The organism is Thermococcus sp. LS2, from assembly GCF_012027375.1.
Taxonomy (GTDB): Archaea; Methanobacteriota_B; Thermococci; order Thermococcales; family Thermococcaceae; genus Thermococcus_B.
Genome location: NZ_SNUI01000004.1, coordinates 33,577 through 55,349 on the forward strand (window position 1 = coordinate 33,577; position 21,773 = coordinate 55,349).

Here is a 21,773-nt window from a genome sequence, read left to right on the forward strand (position 1 = left end):
AACTTGAATATAAAATTTGCGATTAGAAATAGCAGAAAAAGATGTCAATGGAAGACAAAAACTGAAGGACCTCATTTCTTAAGCTTCTCAAGTATCTCTAAGGCCGCCTTCCTTCCGCTCAGGAACATGCCTCCGAATATTGGCCCCATTCTTGGCGCTCCAGCAACAGCATTGGCAGCCATCCCGGTGACGTATAAGCCTGGGTAAACCTCTTTGGTGTGCTCTACCGTGAGCTTCTCTCCCATCTCCGCCCACATCGCACCCTCGCCAGGAACCCTCTCTATTAAACCTCTCTTCTCGAGGAACTGGGCTATCTGCGCTCCGTGACCTGTCGAATCAATCACAAACTTAGCTTCAACCGTAAGCGGGTCAACGTGAAGGCTTGTCATTTTAACGGGCGTCCAGTTTATGACGATTCCAGCTACGCGGTTTTTCTTGACAACTAAATCCTCGACCTCTATCATGTTGAATATCTTTACTCCAGCCTTTACTGTCTTGCTCGCTATCGTTGTTGCCGCTTCAATAGCATCGGCAACATAATAACCTCTCTCAAATTCTTCATACCTTACATCGAACTCGTCAAGGATTTCTTTAGCTTCCTCTTCCACAACTATCTTATTGAAGCCCATTGCTCCGCCCCATATCCCCCCGCCTATGCTCAGCTTCTTCTCGAAGATCGCCACCTTTGCACCGCCCTTGGCAAGATAATAGGCAGCAACCATTCCTGATGGGCCGGCTCCAACTATAGCAACGTCGAGGTTTAAGTGTTCCAAAAGCTCTCTGAAATAGGTTTCGATTATCGCCCTGCTTATCACGATATCCTTCAGCATCACCATCACCCGAAAATTTCATAAAGGTCAGCTAAAACTTAGTATTGAAATTTAAAAACCTTGTTATATGTGGTGACAAAAATGGCCCAGATGGATGAAGCTAAACGTGGGATAATAACAGAGGAAATGAAGTTCATCGCCGAGCGGGAGGGCATAAGTGCCGAAAAGCTCAGGAGAAACGTAGCTAAAGGTTACACTGTTATCTTTAGAAACGTCAATCACGACTGGGTTAAACCTGTTGCCGTTGGCAGAGGTGTGAGAGTCAAAGTCAACGCTAATATTGGAACTTCAAGAGATATAATAGACGTTGAGGGTGAGATAGAGAAAGCCAAGATAGCTGTCCAGTATGGTGCTGATACTATCATGGATCTATCAACTGGCGGAGATCTAGATGAAATTAGAAAGAAAATCATGAGAGCTGTAGATGTGCCAATCGGAACAGTCCCAATTTATCAAGCTGCCGAAGAAATGTTGGCAAAAGGCAAGGCAATCATTGAGATGACCGAGGACGATATGTGGAAGGCAGTAGAAAAGCACTTCAAAGATGGTGTTGATTACGCAACAATCCACGTTGGAGTTACTAAAGAAGTTGTAGAAAAGATGAAAAGAGTTAAGAGAGTTGTTGGAATGGTCTCGAGAGGTGGCACTTTCTTAGCAGCTTGGATTCTCCATTGGGAAAAAGAGAATCCCTTCTATAAGGACTATGATTATCTCTTAGAGCTTGCTAAGGAATATGACGTAGTTTTGAGCTTAGGGGATGGTTTAAGGCCCGGTGGTTTGCCAGATGCTGGTGATGAGCTTCAAATGAGCGAGCTTTTTACCTTAGGGCGCTTGGTAAAAAGAGCTAGAGAATTTGGAGTTCAAACGATGGTTGAAGGACCAGGGCATGTGCCAATAGACCAAATTCCCATGCAGATAAAGATAGCGAAGGTCGCGACGGACAACGCTCCCTTCTACGTCCTTGGGCCTTTAGTTACGGACATATTCCCTGGCTACGATCACATAGCTGGAGCAATTGGGGGAGCGATAGCTGCTCTAAATGGTGCCGATTTCCTCTGTTATGTTACGCCAGCGGAGCACTTAGGATTACCAGATAAGGAGCACGTGCGCTTGGGAGTGATAGCTTCAAAGATAGCGGCTCATGCTGTGAACTTAACTCGCTTTGAAGAAGACTATATGAAAGATTACATTATGAGCTTAGCCAGAGGCTCCCTAAACTGGGCAAAGCAGTTTGAAATGGCGATGGATAAAGAGCGCTTTGTGGAAATTAGGAAGGAGAGGCCAACCTCAACTGAAGCTTGTAGTATGTGCGGTGATTTGTGTGCAATAAAAATTATCAACGATATGCTTAGAGGAAAAGGTGAGGTTTAATGCGTTTAATTTACAGAGGGAAGACTAAGGATGTCTATGAAGACGACGACTTTCTAATCTTTTACTTTAAGGACAGCATCTTGGGCTTTGGGAATAAAGAAGACACAGGAGGAAACGAGGTAATTGGCGAAAGGCAAGGAAAAGGTAGTGCCGTCTTAGAGCAAACTACCTTTTTCTTCCAGCTTTTGAATGAAAAAGGTGTAAAAACGCACTTCGTCGAGAGAATTGATGAGAGAAGAGCGAAGTTTTTAAAAGCTGAAAAAATACCTCTTGAGGTGATCTACCGCTACAAAGCTTATGGAAGCTTCTTGAGGCGCTATGGTGAATTCGTTAAGCCTCTCCAAGAGCTGAACATCGTTGAGTTTACGCTAAAAAGCGACGCTTTAGGCGATCCTCTCATTTGTGAAGAAGCCATAGAAACGCTCGGCATTGCAACTAAGGAAGAGATTGAGATGATGAAAAAAACAACAAGAAAAGTTGCTCAAATTTTGAAAGAATTTTTCAAAAGCAGAGGCCTCGAGATAATTGACTTCAAGCTCGAGTTTGGGCGGAAAAATGGTGAACTTTTGATTATTGACGAAATAAGCGGTGATACTATGAGAGTTATGAGAGATGGGAGAGTTTTGAAGCAGGAAGAGATTTTGGATGTGTTGAAGAGCTAAATGATAAAGTAAAAAAATAGAAAGCTAAATGTTAATCGCTGTCCAGAATCCTTCTCTTACTGCATCTATTATTTTGCGCGGCTCTTTAGCATCACCAATTATAAATATGTCTTCGGCAACCTCCTTAGCTACTTCTAGAAGCTTCTCATCTACATGAGCTTTCCTACCAACTGCTAAGACAATAGTGTCTCCCTTCAAAGTATTTCTTCTGCCGAGAGAATCAACGACATCAACCTCTCCCTTGCGAATCTCGATTACTGGGCTCTTGGTTCTAACTTCCACTTGATACTTGGTGAGGAACTTTATAAGTGCTATCCTATTTATTGCTGGCTCATTTGGAGCAATATCGCATAATGCTTCTACTATTGTGACTTTCTTGCCTTTCTTAGCGAGTTCTATTGCTAACTCACATCCGACCATTCCGCCACCAATGATAATTACGCTCTCCCCGACATCTGCCCTTCCGAGTAGGACATCATCAGCCAATACAGCATTCTCTACTCCTGGGATTTTTGGTATTATGGGTTCTGACCCTGTAGCTAGGACTACGACATCTGGGGAGTATTCTTTAATAACTTCTGGCGTGACTTCTGTGTTTAGTTTAACCTCTATTCCTAATTTCTCGACTTGTTTCTCATACCACTTGATAAGACGTTGTAATCTCTCCCTCTTAAATTCTGGTACACTAGCGAGCCATAATAGTCCACCTAATTTGTCGGATTTTTCGAATATCACAACCTCGTGCCCTCTGAGTTTTGCTGCCCTAGCGAACTCTAATCCTCCAATACCCCCACCAACAATAAGAACTTTCTTCTTCTCTTTTGCCTTTGGAATTTCACTTTCTAGGAGATATCTATATTCAAACCCTTTTAGAGGATTCACTGCACAAACAACGGGTAGGTCATTGAAGATTCTATGAATACATCCCTCATTACATGCAATACATGGTCTTATGTCTTCGATCTTACCACGTTTTACCTTATTTGGCCACTCTGGGTCTGCTAATAATTGTCTACCTACAAATACTAAATCTACTTTACCCTCTCTTATTGCTTTATCAGCAATTTCTGGGTCTGTTATCATTCCACCGCTAATGACAGGGACACTAACAACTTTCTTTATTTCGGCGGCATATTCAAAGAAGTATCCTTGCTTGTCATAATGGACTGGAGGAATTATATGGTCACATGTGTCATAGTTTCCTCCAGTTATATCAAAGGCATCTACTCCAGCTTTTTCAAGCCTCTTAGCAATCTCTTTTGCATACTCTACAGTTATGCCTCCCTCAAGGAACTCGTCAGCACAAAGCCTGAATATTACTGGGAAGTCTTTACCACACTTCTCCTTAATACGCTTAACTATCTCCTCAGCAAAGAGAACTTTATCCTCTCCATACTTGTCGGTTCTCTTATTTGTTAATGGGGATAAAAATTCGTTTATCAGGTATCCATGAGTCCCGTGAACCTCTACCATATCAAAGCCTGCTTTCTTAGCTCTAAGGGCTGCATTGGCAAACTCTTCTACAAGTTGCTCAACTTCCTCAGTGGTGAGCTCTCTCGGAGTTTTTACTGGTGGGACGATCTTTCTGCCTATTGCACTTGGGCCTACGGGTTGGTCTACATGTGCTTGAATTCCACCGTGGTACAATTGTATGGCAATAGCGGCACCGTATTTCTTTACAGCGTCAGTAAGCCTACTAAGCCCGGGAATAAGGTAATCCTTATCTATGGCAATTTGGCCTTCAAACCCTTTGCCGGAGGTGTGGATGTATGATGCTTCAACTATTATAAGTCCTACTCCTCCTCTGGCCCTAGCTTCAAAATGTGAAATTACTTCCTCAGTAACTTCTCCATTTGGACCAGCGTAGCACATTACCATTGGTGGCATAACTATTCTGTTTCTGACTGTTACTCCTCCAATCTTAATAGGTTCAAACAACTTCTCAAAATTCATAGAAATATCACCACTTTATGTTTGTAAAAGTGGCAAATTAAATATTTCCGCAACTTAAAGTTCAAAAATAAAGGTTAAACTCTTCCAGTTATCATACTATCACTCTAAAAGTCGAGCACTCTGTTAATATTAAAGCTAGGATCGCACTTTTGTGAAAGGGCCATGCAAATGATCATTATTTACTAGGATAAAGATACTAAAAACTAGCTCGAGTTTCAGAAGATTTTCAAGCTTAATGAACTTAAAGAGTAAGAAGAGAAGGGCAAACCTCAATGTCTTAAATAGGGAAACTGTTTCTTTTGGCATATTTTTGTTTATTTATGGATAGTTTTTATCTTATTTTTGCTATTAATTTTCAAAATAAAACTTTTAACTCTACTTTTAAAACTTGTTTTTGAAAATTTAAAACCAAGTTTTAGAGGTGTTGGGTTTATGATAATTTCAACAATAGCTTCTCACTCCTCACTCCAAATAATTCAAGGCGCAAAGAAAGAAGGCTTCAAAACCCGTTTATATGCTTCTCCAAAGAGAAAGAACTTCTACTCTTCGCTTCCAATAGTTGATGAGCTTAAAGTCACTGCTGACATGAAAGAGATACTGTCCGATGATGGAATAATAGTCCCTCACGGCTCTTTTGTGGCTTATCTCGGCATTGATGCGATTGAAAAGAGTAAAGCGAAGTTCTTTGGGAATAAGAGGTTTTTAAAATGGGAGACGAAGTTTGAATTAGTTGATAAAGCATTAAAGAAAGCTGGCATCCCACAAGTTGAAAGCTTTGATTTGAGCGAGGTTAAGGAGGACGAGCTTTACTTCGTTAGGATTGAGGGTCCAAAAGGAGGAAGCGGGCACTTCATAGCCTACGGAAGAGAACTCGAAGAAAAGCTTAATGAGATTAAAGAACCCTACCAGATTGAGCGTTTCGTTAATGGGGTTTTTATCTATGTGCACTTCTTCTACTCACCGATTTTAGAGAGGCTTGAGCTCTTCGGCGTTGATGAGCGATTGGTTATAGCGGATGCAAACAAGAGGGGGCCTTTCAAAGCTCTGCCGTATACAATAGTTGGAAACAAACCCATAGCTTTGAGAGAATCCCTCCTCCCCCAGCTCTATGACTACGGCTTAGCTTTCGTTGAAGCGATGAAAAAGCTCGAACCTCCGGGGGTTATAGGGCCTTTTGCCCTGCATTTCGCTTACGACGGTGAGTTTAGATGCATAGGCTTCGCTTCTCGTATAGACGGCGGGAGTAATGTCAAACACTGGTATTCCTCACTTTACTGGAGTGAGGAAATCATGATGGGTCAGAGAATTGCCAAAGAGATTCGCTTAGCGTTAGATGAGAACCGCTTAGATGAGGTGATAACATGAGGTACGTTGGGAGAATGCTGGGCGTTGGGCTAAAGGAGGGTAAGCCTTTCGCTTTCTATCGTGTTAGCTCTCGCTCTTTTCCTAATAGAACGGCAAAACTTAGAGGAGACGAAGTTGTCGTGCTAAATCTAACGGAGACAACTAATCCATATGTGAGCTACACAGCTGTGAAAATTTTCAAGGACTATGCAGTGGTTAGTAATGGCTCTCACACGACATTTATTGCTCATGCTTTGGAGTGGGAAAAGCCAAAGAAAGCTTTAATTCACGTTTTGGACGCTATGGATTATGAGAGAGACGCCCTAAACACGCCAAGAATTGCTGGGATAATCCAAAGAGACAAAGATGAGGCGTTTTTGGGTTTCGTGGGAAAAGATGAGCTTTGGGTCAAAAGAGTTAAGCTCGAGGAAGGAAAAGCATTTTTCACAGCAACTTACAACGTTGAAGGCATTGAAACTCTGAGCTTAGACTTTAAAGATGAAAATGCCTTAGCTGAAAAGGTTTTGGAACTAAAATTTGCTCACCCCGTTTTGGCAATTGGAGTTGTTGATTTTGGGGATAAATTTAAAATAGGAATAAGAGGAGTGAAAAACCTCTAGGGCATCTTCTTTAGTTTTTTCTTTAAATTTGCCATCTCTAAAGTCGCTAAAGCATATTCAAAGCCTTTATTTGATTTTATTCCAGCCCTGTCTAGTCCTTGAATTTCGTCATCAACGGTTATAACACCAAATATTACCGGAGTTTCGTATGTTAAGTTTATATGGGCTACTCCTTTTGCAACTTCATTGGCAACAAGTTCAAAGTGGTATGTTTCGCCCTTAACAACGGCTCCTAACGCTAAAATCGCATCGTAGCTTCCCTTCTTCGCCAATTCTTTTGCGATAAATGGAATTTCAAAAGCTCCGGGAACTTTGAAGATGTCTATGTTCTCAACGCCATGTCGCTTAAAACAGTCTAATGCACCATCTAAAAGTTCCTTAGTGAGCAAATCGTTAAATCTACTTACAAGTATCCCTATTTTCAAGCCTTCACCTTTATATTCCCCTTCGTAAATCATTCTTCCCCCTCCAAAAGAGGTTTTAAATTGTGTCCAAGCTTGAGCATCTTAGCCTCTAAATAAGGTCTGTTAACCTCGTTAACTTCTCCAAAAATCGGAATAACTTCAACAACCTCTATCCCAAACTCCTCCAAAGCTTTAACCTTCCCTGGATTGTTTGTCAAAAGCTTAACTTTTGAGACTCCTAAAGCTTTGAGCAGTTGGTAGGCAACACTGAAATCCCTCTCATCTTCATTAAAGCCTAGCATTTTATTCGCTTCAACAGTGTCAAGGCCTCTATCTTGAAGTTCATAGGCTTTGATCTTGTTTTTTAATCCGATTCCTCTCCCTTCCTGCCTTAAATAAAGTAAAATTCCTCCATCCTGGGCAATCATCTTTAATGCATTAGCTAATTGACTTCCACAGTCGCACTTTAGAGAAGCTAAAGTATCCCCTGTTAAGCACTCGGAGTGTATTCTAACCAAAGGCACATCATAGGGCTCTTTTATTATGGCTATATGCTCTTTAAAGTCAAGCTGGTTCTCAAAGGCGACTATCTTAAAGGCCCCGTATTTACTGGGCAGCTTTGCTTCAGCAAAAACTCTAACGAAGCTCTTCCTCTTCACGACTTCTTTAAGCACTTCTTTAATTGTGATCACTGGTAACTCATGCTTCTCTGCAAAGTTTCTTATAAACTCAAAGTTGTGAGAATTCCCTTCTTCATCTAAGAGCTCAATTATTAGTGCATATCTCTTAAACCCAAGCATTTCCATAAGTTCAAGGGAAGCTTCTGTGTGTCCCTTTCTTTTATTTATGCCAACTCCCCCTAAAAGATGCAGATGACCTGGATAGCGAAAGTACTCAATGCTTAGCCCTTCGGCAATCTTTTTAGCAGTTAAAGCCCTATCTTCCGCGCTAATTCCTGTAAACGTTTCTTTATAATCAACGCTTATTAAAAAGTTCGTCTCGTTGTCTTTTGAGGGAAGCTTAAAGAAGCCTCTCCTTAAAGCTTCTTCTTCATCCATAGCCAGACAGAGCATTCCTTTAGCTTGGAGCATGAAGTTTAATGTTTGGGGAGTTATTATTTCGGCAGGATAAACCAAATCCGCTTCAACTTCTCTATCTTCGTCAATTAGAACTATTGGTTTACCTTCAAGAAGGCTTTTCCTAAGCTTTTCCAAGTCCATATCTATCACCCAAAATACCCTTCAAATATCTCGCAACAACGTCTATCTCGTAGTTTACTTCCTCTCCAACCTTTAGGAACTTCAAGTTGGTGTTTTCCCAAGTGTAGGGGATTACCTGAACCCAGAATTGGCTCTTCTCAACTTTGGCAATCGTTAAGCTTATCCCATTCAGGGCTATGCTTCCCTTTTCCACTATGCCAAACCTTTCCTTGGGCATTTCAAAGGCCAGCCAGTAAGTATTTCCCCTCTTTAGAGTTCTCCTCAGCTTTAGAGTCCCATCGACATGTCCAGTAACCAAATGTCCGTCAATCCTATCGCCAAACTTTAGGGCTCTTTCAAGGTTAACAAGCTTAGCTTTCGCTAAGTTAGTCCTCTCTAGCGTTTCCTCACCAACGTCAAAGATTATTTGATCTCTAATTTCACTCACCGTTAGGCATGCTCCATTAACGGCAACGCTGTCTCCTAAATTCACATCTAGAACCTTCTCCACGTAGAGCTTTCCCCTTGAGTAGCGTGCCTTTGCAACCTTCTCTACTATCCCTGAGAACATGGCCTTGCCTCCACGTAAAAGCTGTCCTCAAAGCTTTCAAACTTAAGAAACTCGACTTTAAAGGCATCACTAACCTTATCAACGTTTAAGCACTCAAATGGAGAAATCCCTTTTCCAAAGAGCTTGTTCCCATAAAATAAATGTAGCTTATCTGCAAAGGGCAAGAACTGGCATGCTATTCTTCCTCCCTCAATTAAAACGCTGTCTATTTCTTTTTCGCCAAGGATTTTTAGTATTTTCTCAGGATTTGCTTCCCTAATGACTTCCGCATTATCCCACTCTTTTTCGCTCTCAGTGAAGACTATAACCCTTCCATCCTTAAAAGCCCTAAAATTTCCATTAGCAGTTAATCCATGCCTATCGAGAATTACTTTCACCTTTTCACTGCACCCTTCTATTCTGCAAGTCAACCTTGGGTTGTCTTTGAGGATTGTATTAGCTCCAACCATTATTGCCATATATTTTCTTCTAAGCTCTTGCACTTTCTTCCTTGCTTTTTCGCCAGTAATCCATTTTGAAGAGAAGTTTCTTGTTGCTATGAAACCATCCAAGGTCAAAGCAAGCTTTATTGCTACAAAAGGCATTTTCGTGGTTATGTACTTAAGAAACACTTCGTTCAGCTTTCTTGCATCATCTTCAAGAACACCAACTTTAACCTCAATGCCTGCTTTTTCGAGCTTTTCAATGCCTTTTCCATTAACTAAGGGGTTAGGATCTTTCATTGCTATTACAACTCTTGAGAAGCCCTCTTCTATTATTCTATCAACACAAGGCGGCTGCTTTCCCCAGTGAGAACAGGGCTCTAAAGTGACATACATTGTTGCTCCTTTGAGAGAATAACCTTTGCTCTTTGCATCTTCTATGGCGTTAATCTCTGCATGTTTCCCTCCAAAGTATTGATGGTAGCCCTTACCGATTATTTTGCCATCTTTGACTATAACAGCGCCAACCATTGGGTTTGGGTTCACTCTTCCCTCGCCTTTTTTGGCTAACTCCAAAGCTAAGCTCATGAAGTATTCATCATTCATAGCTATCGGTAATTCAATAGATGTTCCAAATTTAAAAAATTTTGTTCCAAAAATGGAACACATCTAAAATAAAAATAAGGGCAAAATTTAATCTCTCACAATCTCCAAGCTCACGTCAAAGTTTTTCACACTGTGTGTAAGGGCTCCAAGACTTATAACGTCGATATCGAGCTTTGCGTAATCTTGAATATTCTCCTCTGTTATCCCACCGCTTACTTCGATTTTCACTTTCTCTCTTAAACCTTCACGCTTTAGAGCCTTGAGTGTTTCTTCAACTTGCTCTGGCGTCATGTTGTCGAGCATTATAACATCAGCACCAAGTTTTGCTGCTCTTAAAGCGTCTTCTAAGCTTTCAACTTCGACTTCAACAACCTTATAAATGCTGAAGCTCTTCGCTCTTTTGATAGCTTCGTCGAGAGAGACCAAAGCAAGATGGTTGTCCTTTATGAGAATCGCATCACTTAGGGAAAATCTATGAGGCTCACCGCCTCCTATGAGTATTGCCTTCTTGTCTAGAGGTTTTAGGAGGGTTTTTCTCGTGCCCGCTACTCTAACTCTTGGATTAACGGCTCTAACTTTTTCAGCGAGCTTTCTCGTTTGGGTCGCTATCCCGCTCATTCTTCCTATGATGTTTAAGGCAGTTCTCTCAACGAGCAAGATCTTTCTCGCGTTGCCCTCGAGCTCCATTAAAATTTGCCCTTTCTCCACTTTTTGGCCATCTTTAACTTTCTGCTCAACTTTAACATCAAAGTACTCGAATAAAAGCCTTGCCTCCTCAAGACCAGCTATAACGCCGCTCTGCTTTGCTATAATAACTGCCTTAGCGTTTAAAGTCTCCGGAATTACAGCTTCACTCGTAACGTCTCCAAAAGGCGCATCCTCTTCCAAAAAGCGGAGAAGGTATGAGAGGGAAATCATGAGATCACCTCAGCTGAGCTCAAGCATTCTCTCTATTGCTTTTCTTGCTCTCTCTGCTATGTCCTTAGGAACTTCAATTTCGTATTTTTCATCTCTCAGGGATTCATAGATGTGCTTGAGTGTTATTGCTTTCATTCCAATACAAAAGGCATCTTCATTAGCGGGATAGAACTTCTTGTTTGGATAGAGCTTTTGCAGTCTATACACCATTTCTTTTTCTGTAAACACAACCCATTCATTATGTAGGCAAGCGTTCTTGATCATTCCACCGGTTGACGCGATTAGATCGGCTTTTTCTTGGATCTCTGGGTTACACTCGGGATGAACAATCAGCTTAGCATTTGGATAAAGCTTTCTAGCTCTTTCAACGTCCTCCAGTGTGAACTTCTTGTGAACGTAGCAGTGGCCCCCTTCCGGAATTGGGATTATCTTCTTGTTCGTGCGCTTTGCGACATAATAAGCGAGGTTGTTATCGGGACCGAATATTATCGTATCTGCATCGAGCTTGCTCACTATCTTTGTGGCATTAGCTGAGGTTACCGTTACATCAGCGTAGGCTTTGCACTCTGCAGTTGTGTTCACATAGAGAACAACAGGAGCATCTGGGTACTTCTTTTTGGCCTCAAGAATGTGCTCGACCTTAAGCATGTTTGCCATTGCACATGTGGCCCTTTTAGTAGGGAGAAGAACTTTTTTGTCAGGATTTAATATTTTAGCAGTTTCAGCCATGAAATCAACCCCTGCAAAGAGAATAATGTCTGCATCAACATTTACAGCTTTTCTTGCCAATTCGAGGCTGTCCCCAATGAAGTCGGCTATATCCTGAATCTCAGGTAGCTGATAGTTATGAGCTAGGATTATCGCGTTCTTTTCTTCCTTAAGCTTAATAATTTCTTTCACTAAATCCATATTAACACCTCCAAAAACTTGGTCTTTCAAATTCCTTTCTCATGAACGGAAAATCTATCCTATAATGCGCGCCTCTGCTCTCCTCTCTCCAGAGAGCACTCTCTAAAACGCCCTTTGCGAGGCATTTGATTCTCTTATCTGCTTCAATATTTTCAAGCTTTCTAATTCCCTCTTTGAGTCCTTCTCTACTTCTCACAATTCCCGCATGCTTCCAAAGTATCTCTTTAATCTGCTCTATATCTCCCGCTTCTTGACTAGTATTTGCTGGCTCTATATTTTCTCTAAGCTTTGGTCTCTCCCTAAAAATGGTTCTTGAAACTTCAAGACCACTCACAATGCACTCTAAGAGCGAATTGCTTGCCAATCTGTTTGCACCATGAAAACCATTGTCAGCTGCTTCTCCGATAGCATACAAGCTTTTTATGTTTGTTCTGTAGTAGGCGTCAACACTTAAGCCGCCAATTGAATAGTGAGCTATCGGAGAGACTGGTATCAAGTCTTTTTCGGGATTTATGCCCTCTTGCTTGAGAAATGCATATATCTGAGGAAATCTTAATTTGAAGTCTTCTATATGGGTAGCATCTAAATAAACCTCTTTTCTTTCCTGCATTTGCATATAAATTGCTCTTGCAACGATGTCTCTCGGTTCAAGCTCATTGACAAACCTTTCTCCGTCTGAATTGACCAACTTAGCTCCAGCTCCTCTTACTGCTTCGCTTATGAGCTTTACTCCATTTTTTCCAATGAATCCAGTAGGATGAAACTGAACAAATTCTAAATCCCTTGCTAAAGCCCCCTTCATAACTGCGTCTCCAATTAACGTACCGAGATTAAGCGGGGAACCAGCTGTGTATTTGAACAAGGCAGTGTAGCCACCAGTTGCTAAAACTGTTGCATCGAATCTTAAGAGCTCACCGTCAAGAAACACCCCATAACACTTTCTATTTTCAATGGCTAATGATTCTGCAAGTCCTTTGATAAAGTGAACGCCTAACTCTTTAGCTCTTGTGTAAAGGATCTTTGTCATATGTTTTCCAGTCTCATTTTTAATAGTGAAAACTCTTGGGAAGCTATGTCCTCCTTCAACTTCATTCCTTTCAAATTTCAATCCAAGTGAGAGCAAAAAATCGTAAGCTTCGCTTGACTTTGAAATAACACTCCAAACAATTTCCTCGTCGTTTAAATATCTACCTGCTCTTATTGTATCGAAAACGTGAGCTTTTATAGAATCCCCTTTTAAGACTGGAAATGCCACTCCAGCTTGAGCTAAATAAGAGTTTGTCTTTGTTATGCTTTTTCCAATCATGTAAACATCAAATCCCTTTTTCGCAAGTGATATAGCTGCTGTTAATCCTGCTATTCCATTCCCGACTATTCCTATTTTCACAATTCTCCCCGAACAAATGTTCGGAGTTCCTTCTTAAAGCTTTATTGGTTAAGAATTATAGCTTAAAATTCAAAAGCCCATTCTGGATAAATCCCATTTAAGCAAGCCAAGCATAAATCATCCAGTCCAACTGCTTTTATTAATCCTTCAATGCTCAAATACCTTAAAGAATCTGCTCCAATCTCTTTTCCTATCTCCTCAATGCTCTTCCAAGAGGCAATAAGCTCGTGTCGTGTTGGGATGTCAATCCCCATGTAGCAGGGATACCGTATCGGCGGCGATGCTATTCTAACGTGAACTTCTTTTGCTCCAGCTCTCTTCAGCATCGCAATTATTCTCTTCATTGTGGTACCCCTTACAATTGAGTCATCAATTAAAACTATGCTCTTATCTTTGATGACTTCCTTAACTGGGGAGAGCTTAAGCCTAACTTTAAAATCCCTCTCAAATTGAGTTGGCATTATAAATGTCCTACCGATGTATCTGTTCTTTATTAAGCCTTCTTCATATGGGATTCCACTTTCCATGGAATAGCCTATTGCTGCGGCTCTCCCTGAATCTGGAACTGCTATGACAACATCTGCATTGATATCATCTTCTCTTGCTAATTGCTTTCCCATTTCGACCCTTGCTTTGTAAACAGTTCTCCCCTCAATAACGCTGTCTGGACGAGCAAAATAAATAAACTCAAAAACACAGTGAGCATGTTTCTCTTTAGCTAGGACTTTGCTTTCAGCATCATCTGAGACAACAAAAACCTCTCCTGGTTTTACATCTCTCGTTTTGACATCAAACATCCTTAATGCTGAATCTTCAGAGGCAAAATAATATCCATCGCCAATTCCAAAGGTTAGGGGCCTAAAGCCTAGGGGATCTCTAGCAACTAAAATTTTGCCGTCAAATAGGAAAGCTAATGAGTATGCTCCTTTAACTTCATTAAAAAGCATCTTCATGGCTTCGAATTCATCCTTTGTCTCGGAATAGTTTTTGAGAAAAATCAATCCCAAAAGCTCGCTATCAACACTTGTTTTGAATTTGAATTTTCCTTCATACTTCCTCCTTAATGGCAGATAATTAGTTAAAGTTCCATTATGAACTAAGGCAAGCCTTTTTCCACAGCATTCAACTTCAAGAGGATGAGCTTCGTTCAGACCTCCAAAAGTTGAATATCTCACATGTCCTATTGCAACCTTTGATTTCAGCTTGTTTAAAATATGTCCTTTGAAAACTTCGGTTACCAGCCCTAATCCTTTGTATGTCCTTATTCTACCCCTCCAAACGCTGATTCCTGCACTTTCTTGACCTCTATGCTGCAAAGCGAGAAGGGCATAGTATGCTTTTTGATTTGCATTCTCTGCTTTTGCCGCAAATACTCCGCACTTCTCCTTCATATAACCACCAGCTTAACACATAGTAGTCAAAGAGAGTCCTATTTCCACTGGAACTTTACATTCTCATGCTTAAAAAACTTTGCTCCTTGTTTTACATAAATTTGTTTAAAAAAGGCTTTTAAATTTTAAATTTTAACAAATTTTTGGTGAAGATTATGGAGGTCTATGAAGGAAAAGCTAAGAAAATGATCCCCTTAGATGAGGGGAAATTCTTGATGGAATTTAAAGATGATGCAACAGCTTTTGATGGCAAGAAAAAAGCACAATTCAAAGGGAAAGGCTTTTACAATGCTCAGATTTCAGCAAAATTATTCAAGCTTTTGGAGGAGCACGGTATTAAGACACACTTTATTGGCATTGCTGGGGAGAATAAGTTGATTGTGGAAAGGTTGGAAATGTATCCAATTGAAGTTGTTGTTAGAAACATTGTCGCTGGTAGTTTGAAGAAGAGGCTTCCATTGGGAGAGGGAACAGAGCTAAATGAGCCAATTGTTGAGATTTACTATAAAAGCGATGAGCTTGGTGATCCGATGATAAACTACTATCACGCAAAAATTCTTGGGATAAGTGAGGAGGAAATTAAAGAAATGGAAAAAATTGCATTGAAAGTAAACGAAATCCTAAAAGAGTACTTCAAAGAGAGGGGAATTTTACTTGTTGACTTTAAGCTTGAGTTTGGCAAAAATGTCAGAGGTGAAATAGTTTTAGCCGATGAGATAAGCCCAGACACATGCAGATTTTGGGATGCGGAGACAAAGAAAAGCTTGGATAAGGACGTCTTTAGGTTCGACAAGGGTGACTTGATTTCAGCTTATGAGGAGATTTATAAAAGGATAATGGGTTAATGAAACTTTTAGAGCACGATTTTGTAGTTTTCAACTTTTATCTTAGATTCTTCAATGACTTTTCCAATCTCGTAACTCGGATAGTGCTTGTTGAGAATGTGCAGTGCCTCTTCTTTGTCTTCTTGTGGAACTATCACAACAAAACCTATTCCCATGTTGAAAACCCTAAACATTTCTTCTAGGGGAACACCATCTTCATATATTAATTTAAAAATTCCACTAATTGGCGGCATTTCAAGGGAGAATCCATATTTTGTAAGTCTCTTTAGGTTTAAAAGCCCGCCACCAGTTATGTGAGCTAATCCTCTAACTTCAACGCTCTTCAAAAGCTCTAAAATCGGCTTCACATAAATCCTTGTTGGCTCGAGCAAATGCTCCCAAAGCTTCTTACCTTCAAACTCATATTCGAGCCCATACTTTGGAATTAAAAGCTTTCTCGCTAAGGTTAAGCCATTGGAGTGAATCCCTGAGCTCTCAATGCCAATGACAATATCTCCGGGCTTTATTTCTTTCCCAGTAATAACTTTTCCCTTTTCAACAATCCCAATAGCAGTGCCAGCTAGGTCGAGGCCATTTATTAAATCGGGCATTACTGCAGTCTCTCCACCCACAATTGCAATCCCACTTTGCTTAGCTCCCTCGTAGAGTCCTTTAGCTATTTCTTCGAAAATTTTATCATTGGGCTCTCTCACAGCTAAATAATCCACCAAAGCTACAGGTTCAGCTCCAACACAGATTAAGTCGTTTACATTCATTGCAATCATATCAATTCCAATGGTGTCGTATTTTCCCACTGCATCAGCAACTAAAACTTTAGTTCCAACTCCGTCTGTTGTTATAGCCAAGTAGAAATCTCCAAAATCAATTAGACCTGCATAGTGACCTATATCTGCCGCAACTTGACCCAATTTATTTTTTCTAAACTCAAATGTTGCCTTTGCGAGTGAGATTAAACCTTTTAGAGCTTTTTCTGTTTTCTCAACATCCACGCCAGCTTGAGCATAGGTCATCATAAGCCTCACCAAGGGAGAATAGTGGCATAGGTTTAAAAGTTTTGTCATATCTATGTTTAAAAATGCTTAAATATATGGTTAATTTTAACATTCTAATGTCAATTAATTTGGTGATTGAGAATGATTGAGATAAGAAACGAGTTGGGAACTCCTCTAACAGATTCTGCTGTTAAGATTCTCCTCCTTGGAAGTGGCGAGCTTGGGAAGGAAATAGCTATAGAAGCCCAAAGGCTTGGAGTTGAGGTTATTGCCGTTGACCGCTACGCTAATGCTCCCGCGATGCAAGTTGCCCACAAAAGCTACGTTGGAAATATGAAGGATAAAGACTTCCTGTGGAGTGTTGTTGAGAGGGAAAAGCCTGACGCAATAATTCCAGAGATTGAGGCAATAAATCTTGATGCGCTTTTTGAATTTGAAAAAGAAGGTTATTTTGTTGTTCCAAATGCAAAAGCAACTTGGATCGCTATGCATCGGGAAAGAACGAGGGAAACCTTGGCAAAGGAGGCAAAAGTTCCTACATCACGATACATGTATGCTACAACCTTAGACGAGCTTTATGAAGCTTGTGAAAAGATTGGTTATCCCTGCCACACAAAGCCAATAATGAGCTCAAGCGGAAAGGGTTCCTACTTTGTTAAGGGTCCAGAAGATATTCCAAAGGCTTGGGAAGAAGCAAAGAAGAAAGCTCGCGGCAGTGCTGACAAGATAATAGTTGAGGAACACATAGATTTTGAGGTTGAGATTACTGAATTAGCGGTTAGGCACTTCGACGAGCACGGCAAAATCGTTACAACATTTCCAAAACCTGTAGGTCATTACCAAATCAAAGGTGATTATCATGCAAGCTGGCAGCCTGCTGAGATAAGTGAGAAAGCTGAGAAAGAAGTTTACAGAATAGCAAAAAGAATAACTGACGTTCTCGGAGGTTTGGGCTTATTTGGGGTTGAGATGTTCGTTAAAGGAGATAAAGTTTGGGCTAACGAAGTCTCTCCAAGGCCTCACGACACTGGAATGGTAACTTTAGCCTCTCATCCTACTGGATTCTCAGAGTTTGGTCTTCACGTTAGAGCTGTTCTCGGCTTGCCAATTCCTGCTGTTGAAGAGAACGGCGTTAGAAAGTTTCCAATTTTAACTCCAGCGGCAACTCATGTAATTTTAGCAAACCAAGAGGGCTATGCACCAAAGTTTAGAGGAATATTTAAGGCTTTGAGCATTCCGAACACAACGGTTAGGCTCTTTGGAAAGCCAGAAGCTTACAAAGGGAGGAGATTAGGAGTTGCGTTAGCTTGGGACAAAGATGTCCAAGTTGCTAAGAGAAAAGCGGAACAAGTTGCTCACTTAATAGAGCTTAAAGTGAGAAGTGGAGAATGGCAAAGTCAAGAATTCATAAAAGACAAGCACCTGCTTTAGCTTCTCATTCTTTCTCTGTACTCCTCAAGCTTTCTCTTTAAGCTTTCATCTTTCAAAGCTAAAATCTCAATCGCTAGCAAAGCGGCGTTCTTTCCATTATCTATTCCCACAGTAGCTACTGGAACTCCGGGGGGCATCTGAGCTATGCTTAAGAGAGAGTCCAATCCTCCAAGCTTAGCAGAGACTGGAACGCCTATAACGGGCTTTGTTGTGTGAGAGGCTATAGCTCCGGGTAAAGCGGCGCTTAAGCCAGCTATTGCTATGAAAACGTCGTAGTCTTTTTTTGCTAGCTCTTCAACTTTCTTTGGATTTCTGTGAGCAGAGGCAACTTCAACGTCGTAGCTAATACCAAACTCATCCAGAACTTGGGTTACTTTTTCAGCAATGTGAGAATCGCTTTTGCTTCCCATAACAACGAGCACCTTCATACTATCACCTAAGGCTTTTTAACCTCAGCTATCTTATAAAGTTTTCGACATTTTTATGTTAAAATAAAGCTTAAAAATCAAAAATTTTAACAAATTTTTGGTGAAGAGAATGAAAGTTCTTTTAGTTGGTGCTGGTGGAAGGGAGAATGCCATTGCTGAAGCCCTCGTAAAAAGCGGTGCTAAGCTTTACGTAGTTGCAAAGCACGTTAATCCTGGAATTAAAAGATTAGCTGAAGATTATGGAGTGGCAAAAGAGACAGATGTTGAAAAAGTCTTGGAGTTTGCCAAAAAGTGGGACGTTGATTTGGCTTTCATTGGCCCGGAAGCTCCTTTAGAGGAGGGGATTGTGAATCTTTTAGAAGAGAACGGCATTCCAACAGTTGGACCGTCAAGAGAAGCGGCTCAACTTGAGACGAACAAAGCCTTTGCAAGGCAAATAATGGAGAAGTACAAAATTCCTGGAAGAAAGCTCTTCAAAGTCTTTGATGACGTGAAGGAGATGGAAAGCTGGATTGACGAGTTTGGAAAGCCTGTTGTAGTAAAACCCCTTGGCTTAACTGGAGGTAAAGGAGTTAAAGTAGTCGGCTATCAGCTGAAAGACAACGATGAAGCAAAAGAATATGCAAAAAAGCTAATTGAGAAGGATGGAAAGGTTTTGATTGAAGAGAGAACGGATGGCATTGAATTTACTTTCCAAGTCTTCACAGATGGGAAGAGAGTTATTCCCATGCCATTAGCTCAGGACTATCCGCACGCTTACGATGGCGATGTTGGACCGATAACTGGTGGTATGGGCTCTTATTCGTGTAAAGATCATTTATTGCCGTTTATTACAGAAGAAGACTATGAGAGAGCCTTGAAGACTTTAGAAAAAACTATAGAAGCTATGAGAAAAGAGGGAACTCCCTACAAAGGAATTCTCTATGGGCAGTTCATGCTCGCAAAGGATGAGCCGAAAATAATTGAATTCAACGCTCGCTTTGGAGATCCGGAGGCTATCAACGTTCTACCGATTTTGGAGACACCTCTGCTTGAAATAGCTGAGGGAATAGTTGATGGAACACTCAGTAAAGCCAAATTCCAAGAGAAAGCTACTGTTGTGAAGTACATAGCTCCAAAAGGCTATCCAGAGAATCCAGTAAGAGGGGTTCAAATCCAAGTCGATGAAGCTAAAATTTTGGAAAGCGGAGCGAAAATTTACTACGCTTCAATTGATGAGAACCTAACTCTTCTCGGCTCGAGGGCTTTGGCTATTGTTGGAATTGCTGAAAGCATTGAGGAGGCTGAAAGAATAGCTTCTCAAGGAATAAAGCACATTAAGGGCGAAATCTTCTACCGCAGAGATGTTGGCACCAAAGAGAGCATTGAGAAGAGGATTAAGATGATGAGAGAGCTTAGGGGTGAGTGAGTTGATTACGAGAGAACAGATTTTAGAAGTTTTAGAAAGATACGATAAGGAGAACATCAGAATTGGTGCCATTGGAAGCCATTCCGCTTTAGATATTGCAGATGGTGCTAAGGAAGAAGGATTTAAAACACTCATAGTTTCGCAGAGGGGAAGGGAAAAAACTTATGCAAAGTACTTTAAGCAAAAGACAACTAAGGATGGCTTAACCAAGGGTTTCATTGATGAAGTAATTATTTTGGAGAAGTTTGCCCAGATAATTGAGATTCAGGAAGAGCTCAGAAAAAGGAATGTAATTTTTATTCCGAACCGTTCGTTTGTGGTTTATACGGGCATTGACAAAGTTGAAAACGACTTTTTAGTTCCACTATTTGGAAGCAGAAATTTGTTAAGGAGCGAAGAAAGAAGTGAAGAGAAGAGCTATTATTGGCTTTTGGAAAAAGCTGGCTTGCCTTATCCAGAGAAAATTGAAGACCCAAAAGATATAAACGAGCTCGTTATTGTTAAGCTCCCGCACGCCAAGAAACGCTTGGAGAGAGGATTCTTTACAGCAGCATCTTATAAAGAGTTTAGGGAGAAAGCAGAGCGCTTAATAAAGCTTGGCGTAATAACGGAAGAAGACTTAGCTAAAGCGAGGATAGAACGCTATATTATCGGACCAGTCTTTAACTTTGACTTCTTCTATTCGCCCATAGATGAAGAGATTGAGCTGTTGGGCATTGACTGGCGCTTTGAGACGAGCTTAGATGGTCATGTTAGGTTGCCAGCTCATCAACAATTGACTTTGCCTGAGCATCAATTCGAGCCTGAATATACTGTCTGCGGTCATGCAAGCTCGACTTTGAGGGAGTCTTTGCTTGAGAAGGTCTTTGATATGGCAGAAAAGTACGTTGAGGTGACACAAAAATACTATCCGCCTGGAATAATTGGGCCCTTCACTTTGCAAACAGCTCTTGACAAGGATTTGAACTTCTACATCTACGATGTAGCCCCAAGAACTGGCGGCGGGACAAATATTCACATGGCTATGGGTCATCCGTATGGAAATGCACTGTGGAGAAAGCCGATGAGCACTGGAAGGAGAATTGCGCTTGAGATTAAGAGGGCTATTGAGCTGGATGAGCTTGAGAAAGTTGTTACTTGAAGCCGTGAGGTGATGCTCATGAAATATAAGGCAAAAATTATCGTTCGCTTAAAGGAAGGGCTTAACGACCCGGAGGGGAGGGTAATTGGAAAGGCACTCAAAAACCTCGGTTATAAAGTTGAAGACTTAAAGGTCCCAAAGTACTTTGAGGTGGTTTTTGAGAGTGAAAATCCAGAGAAAGATGTCGAGGAGATGTGCAAACGCTTGCTTGCAAATCCAGTTATCCACACTTACGAGTATCAAATAGAACCCTTGGGTGAGTGAGATGCCAAAGTTCGCTGTCATAGTGTTTCCAGGGACAAACTGTGATTTTGAGACTGTTGAAGCAATTAGAAAAGCTGGGGGAAAAGTGGAGAGAGTTTGGTATAAGGAAAGCTTGAAAGACTTTGATGGTGTTGTTTTGCCTGGCGGTTTTAGCTATGCTGATTATCTAAGGGCTGGAGCGATAAGCGCAAGAGCTGAGATAATGGAGGAAGTCAAAGAGCTTGCTAAAGATGGAAAACCAGTGCTTGGAATATGCAACGGTTTTCAAATTTTAACTGAGAGCGGACTTTTAGCTGGAACCTTGAGACCAAACAAAGTTCCAAGATTCCTATGTAAGTGGGTCTATCTTAGAGTTGTATACACTGAAACGGCTTTTACAGGCTTTTACAAAGAAGGAGAAGTCATTAGAATGCCAATAGCTCATGCGGAGGGTAATTATTACGCCAATGATCTGAGCAAAGTTAGGATAGCCTTTCAATACAGTGATGAGAATGGCGACATTACAGAAGAGGCTAATCCAAACGGTTCTCTGTTAAATATAGCGGGAATAAGCAACGAGAAGGGCAACGTTCTCGGCATGATGCCTCATCCAGAGAGAGCGAGCGACAGATGGCTGGGAAGTGAGGATGGGTTGAGGGTCTTCAAATCTATGGTGGAGTATGCTAAAAGGTGATTAT

Annotated in this window: 22 protein-coding genes; 10 read left to right on the plus strand and 12 right to left on the minus strand. The window is 41.0% G+C overall.

Going from position 1 to position 21,773, the window contains the following annotated elements:
• Positions 1 to 71: 71 nt before the first annotated feature.
• Positions 72 to 830 (minus strand): sulfide-dependent adenosine diphosphate thiazole synthase, encoded by a 759-nt coding sequence (locus E3E24_RS06725; protein ID WP_167887042.1) that lies wholly within the window; start codon positions 828 to 830, stop codon positions 72 to 74.
• Positions 831 to 911: 81 nt separating this feature from the next.
• Between E3E24_RS06725 and thiC the strand changes: the two genes are divergently transcribed.
• The gene (gene thiC, locus E3E24_RS06730; protein WP_167887000.1) at positions 912 to 2,201 is read left to right on the plus strand and encodes a phosphomethylpyrimidine synthase ThiC; all 1,290 of its coding nucleotides are present in this window, start codon (positions 912 to 914) and stop codon (positions 2,199 to 2,201) included.
• On the plus strand, positions 2,201 to 2,863 hold the full coding sequence (locus E3E24_RS06735; RefSeq protein WP_167886999.1) for a phosphoribosylaminoimidazolesuccinocarboxamide synthase: 663 nt from the start codon (positions 2,201 to 2,203) through the stop codon (positions 2,861 to 2,863). The genes thiC and E3E24_RS06735 overlap by 1 nt, the downstream gene beginning before the upstream one ends.
• 24 nt (positions 2,864 to 2,887) lie before the next feature.
• On the opposite strand, the gene E3E24_RS06740 is transcribed toward E3E24_RS06735, so the two are convergent.
• Positions 2,888 to 4,816, minus strand: a complete 1,929-nt coding sequence (locus E3E24_RS06740) for an NAD(P)/FAD-dependent oxidoreductase (protein WP_167886998.1) — start codon at positions 4,814 to 4,816, stop codon at positions 2,888 to 2,890.
• A gap of 432 nt (positions 4,817 to 5,248) precedes the next feature.
• On the opposite strand from E3E24_RS06740, the gene E3E24_RS06745 reads away from it, so the two are divergent.
• Both E3E24_RS06745 and E3E24_RS06750 read left to right on the plus strand, forming a co-directional pair.
• Complete coding sequence (locus tag E3E24_RS06745; RefSeq protein WP_167886997.1) at positions 5,249 to 6,181, plus strand: formate--phosphoribosylaminoimidazolecarboxamide ligase; 933 nt, start codon at positions 5,249 to 5,251, stop codon at positions 6,179 to 6,181.
• The gene (locus E3E24_RS06750) at positions 6,178 to 6,780 is read left to right on the plus strand and encodes an IMP cyclohydrolase (RefSeq protein ID WP_167886996.1); all 603 of its coding nucleotides are present in this window, start codon (positions 6,178 to 6,180) and stop codon (positions 6,778 to 6,780) included. The genes E3E24_RS06745 and E3E24_RS06750 overlap by 4 nt, the downstream gene beginning before the upstream one ends.
• Here E3E24_RS06750 and ribH read toward each other — a convergent pair.
• The 8 genes from ribH to purF all read right to left on the minus strand — a co-directional run bounded on the left by ribH (position 6,777) and on the right by purF (position 14,587).
• Positions 6,777 to 7,238, minus strand: coding sequence for a 6,7-dimethyl-8-ribityllumazine synthase (ribH, locus tag E3E24_RS06755; RefSeq protein ID WP_167886995.1), 462 nt, complete (start codon positions 7,236 to 7,238; stop codon positions 6,777 to 6,779). The genes E3E24_RS06750 and ribH overlap by 4 nt on opposite strands.
• The gene (locus E3E24_RS06760) at positions 7,235 to 8,404 is read right to left on the minus strand and encodes a bifunctional 3,4-dihydroxy-2-butanone-4-phosphate synthase/GTP cyclohydrolase II (protein WP_167886994.1); all 1,170 of its coding nucleotides are present in this window, start codon (positions 8,402 to 8,404) and stop codon (positions 7,235 to 7,237) included. Before E3E24_RS06760 ends, ribH begins: the two co-directional genes overlap by 4 nt.
• Positions 8,385 to 8,954 carry a riboflavin synthase gene (locus E3E24_RS06765; protein ID WP_167886993.1) on the minus strand — a complete coding sequence of 190 codons (570 nt, stop codon included), beginning with the start codon at positions 8,952 to 8,954 and terminating at the stop codon, positions 8,385 to 8,387. The genes E3E24_RS06760 and E3E24_RS06765 overlap by 20 nt, the downstream gene beginning before the upstream one ends.
• A complete protein-coding gene (gene ribD, locus E3E24_RS06770; protein ID WP_167886992.1) occupies positions 8,939 to 9,982 on the minus strand; it encodes a bifunctional diaminohydroxyphosphoribosylaminopyrimidine deaminase/5-amino-6-(5-phosphoribosylamino)uracil reductase RibD in 1,044 nt (347 codons plus the stop codon). The genes E3E24_RS06765 and ribD overlap by 16 nt, the downstream gene beginning before the upstream one ends.
• An 87-nt stretch (positions 9,983 to 10,069) precedes the next feature.
• Entirely contained in the window at positions 10,070 to 10,900 is an 831-nt protein-coding gene (gene nadC, locus E3E24_RS06775; protein WP_167886991.1) for a carboxylating nicotinate-nucleotide diphosphorylase, read from the minus strand.
• A gap of 9 nt (positions 10,901 to 10,909) precedes the next feature.
• The gene (nadA, locus tag E3E24_RS06780) at positions 10,910 to 11,809 is read right to left on the minus strand and encodes a quinolinate synthase NadA (RefSeq protein WP_167886990.1); all 900 of its coding nucleotides are present in this window, start codon (positions 11,807 to 11,809) and stop codon (positions 10,910 to 10,912) included.
• Position 11,810: 1 nt separating this feature from the next.
• A complete protein-coding gene (locus E3E24_RS06785) occupies positions 11,811 to 13,199 on the minus strand; it encodes an L-aspartate oxidase (RefSeq protein ID WP_167887041.1) in 1,389 nt (462 codons plus the stop codon).
• Between the two features lie 59 nt (positions 13,200 to 13,258).
• Positions 13,259 to 14,587, minus strand: coding sequence for an amidophosphoribosyltransferase (gene purF, locus E3E24_RS06790; protein ID WP_167886989.1), 1,329 nt, complete (start codon positions 14,585 to 14,587; stop codon positions 13,259 to 13,261).
• A 155-nt stretch (positions 14,588 to 14,742) separates the two neighbouring features.
• On the opposite strand from purF, the gene purC reads away from it, so the two are divergent.
• Positions 14,743 to 15,432, plus strand: coding sequence for a phosphoribosylaminoimidazolesuccinocarboxamide synthase (gene purC / locus E3E24_RS06795; RefSeq protein ID WP_167887040.1), 690 nt, complete (start codon positions 14,743 to 14,745; stop codon positions 15,430 to 15,432).
• An 8-nt stretch (positions 15,433 to 15,440) separates the two neighbouring features.
• Here the strand turns inward: purC and purM are convergent, their stop codons facing one another.
• Positions 15,441 to 16,445 (minus strand): phosphoribosylformylglycinamidine cyclo-ligase, encoded by a 1,005-nt coding sequence (gene purM, locus E3E24_RS06800; RefSeq protein ID WP_167887039.1) that lies wholly within the window; start codon positions 16,443 to 16,445, stop codon positions 15,441 to 15,443.
• Positions 16,446 to 16,565: 120 nt separating this feature from the next.
• Here purM and purT point away from each other — a divergent pair, with 120 nt between their 5' ends.
• On the plus strand, positions 16,566 to 17,855 hold the full coding sequence (gene purT, locus E3E24_RS06805) for a phosphoribosylglycinamide formyltransferase 2 (RefSeq protein WP_167886988.1): 1,290 nt from the start codon (positions 16,566 to 16,568) through the stop codon (positions 17,853 to 17,855).
• Here the strand turns inward: purT and purE are convergent.
• Positions 17,852 to 18,283 carry a 5-(carboxyamino)imidazole ribonucleotide mutase gene (purE, locus tag E3E24_RS06810; RefSeq protein ID WP_167886987.1) on the minus strand — a complete coding sequence of 144 codons (432 nt, stop codon included), beginning with the start codon at positions 18,281 to 18,283 and terminating at the stop codon, positions 17,852 to 17,854. The genes purT and purE overlap by 4 nt on opposite strands.
• A 109-nt stretch (positions 18,284 to 18,392) precedes the next feature.
• On the opposite strand from purE, the gene purD reads away from it, so the two are divergent.
• Genes purD through purQ form a run of 4 tightly spaced genes read left to right on the plus strand, consistent with a single transcriptional unit; the run spans position 18,393 to position 21,769 of the window.
• Positions 18,393 to 19,691, plus strand: a complete 1,299-nt coding sequence (purD, locus tag E3E24_RS06815) for a phosphoribosylamine--glycine ligase (RefSeq protein WP_167915818.1) — start codon at positions 18,393 to 18,395, stop codon at positions 19,689 to 19,691.
• Position 19,692: 1 nt separating this feature from the next.
• Positions 19,693 to 20,832, plus strand: a complete 1,140-nt coding sequence (locus tag E3E24_RS06820; protein ID WP_167915749.1) for a formate--phosphoribosylaminoimidazolecarboxamide ligase family protein — start codon at positions 19,693 to 19,695, stop codon at positions 20,830 to 20,832.
• Between the two features lie 18 nt (positions 20,833 to 20,850).
• Positions 20,851 to 21,096: a phosphoribosylformylglycinamidine synthase subunit PurS gene (gene purS / locus E3E24_RS06825; RefSeq protein WP_167886985.1), complete on the plus strand. Its 246-nt coding sequence runs from the start codon at positions 20,851 to 20,853 to the stop codon at positions 21,094 to 21,096.
• Between the two features lies 1 nt (position 21,097).
• Positions 21,098 to 21,769 carry a phosphoribosylformylglycinamidine synthase I gene (gene purQ, locus E3E24_RS06830; protein WP_167886984.1) on the plus strand — a complete coding sequence of 224 codons (672 nt, stop codon included), beginning with the start codon at positions 21,098 to 21,100 and terminating at the stop codon, positions 21,767 to 21,769.
• Positions 21,770 to 21,773 lie beyond the last annotated feature (4 nt).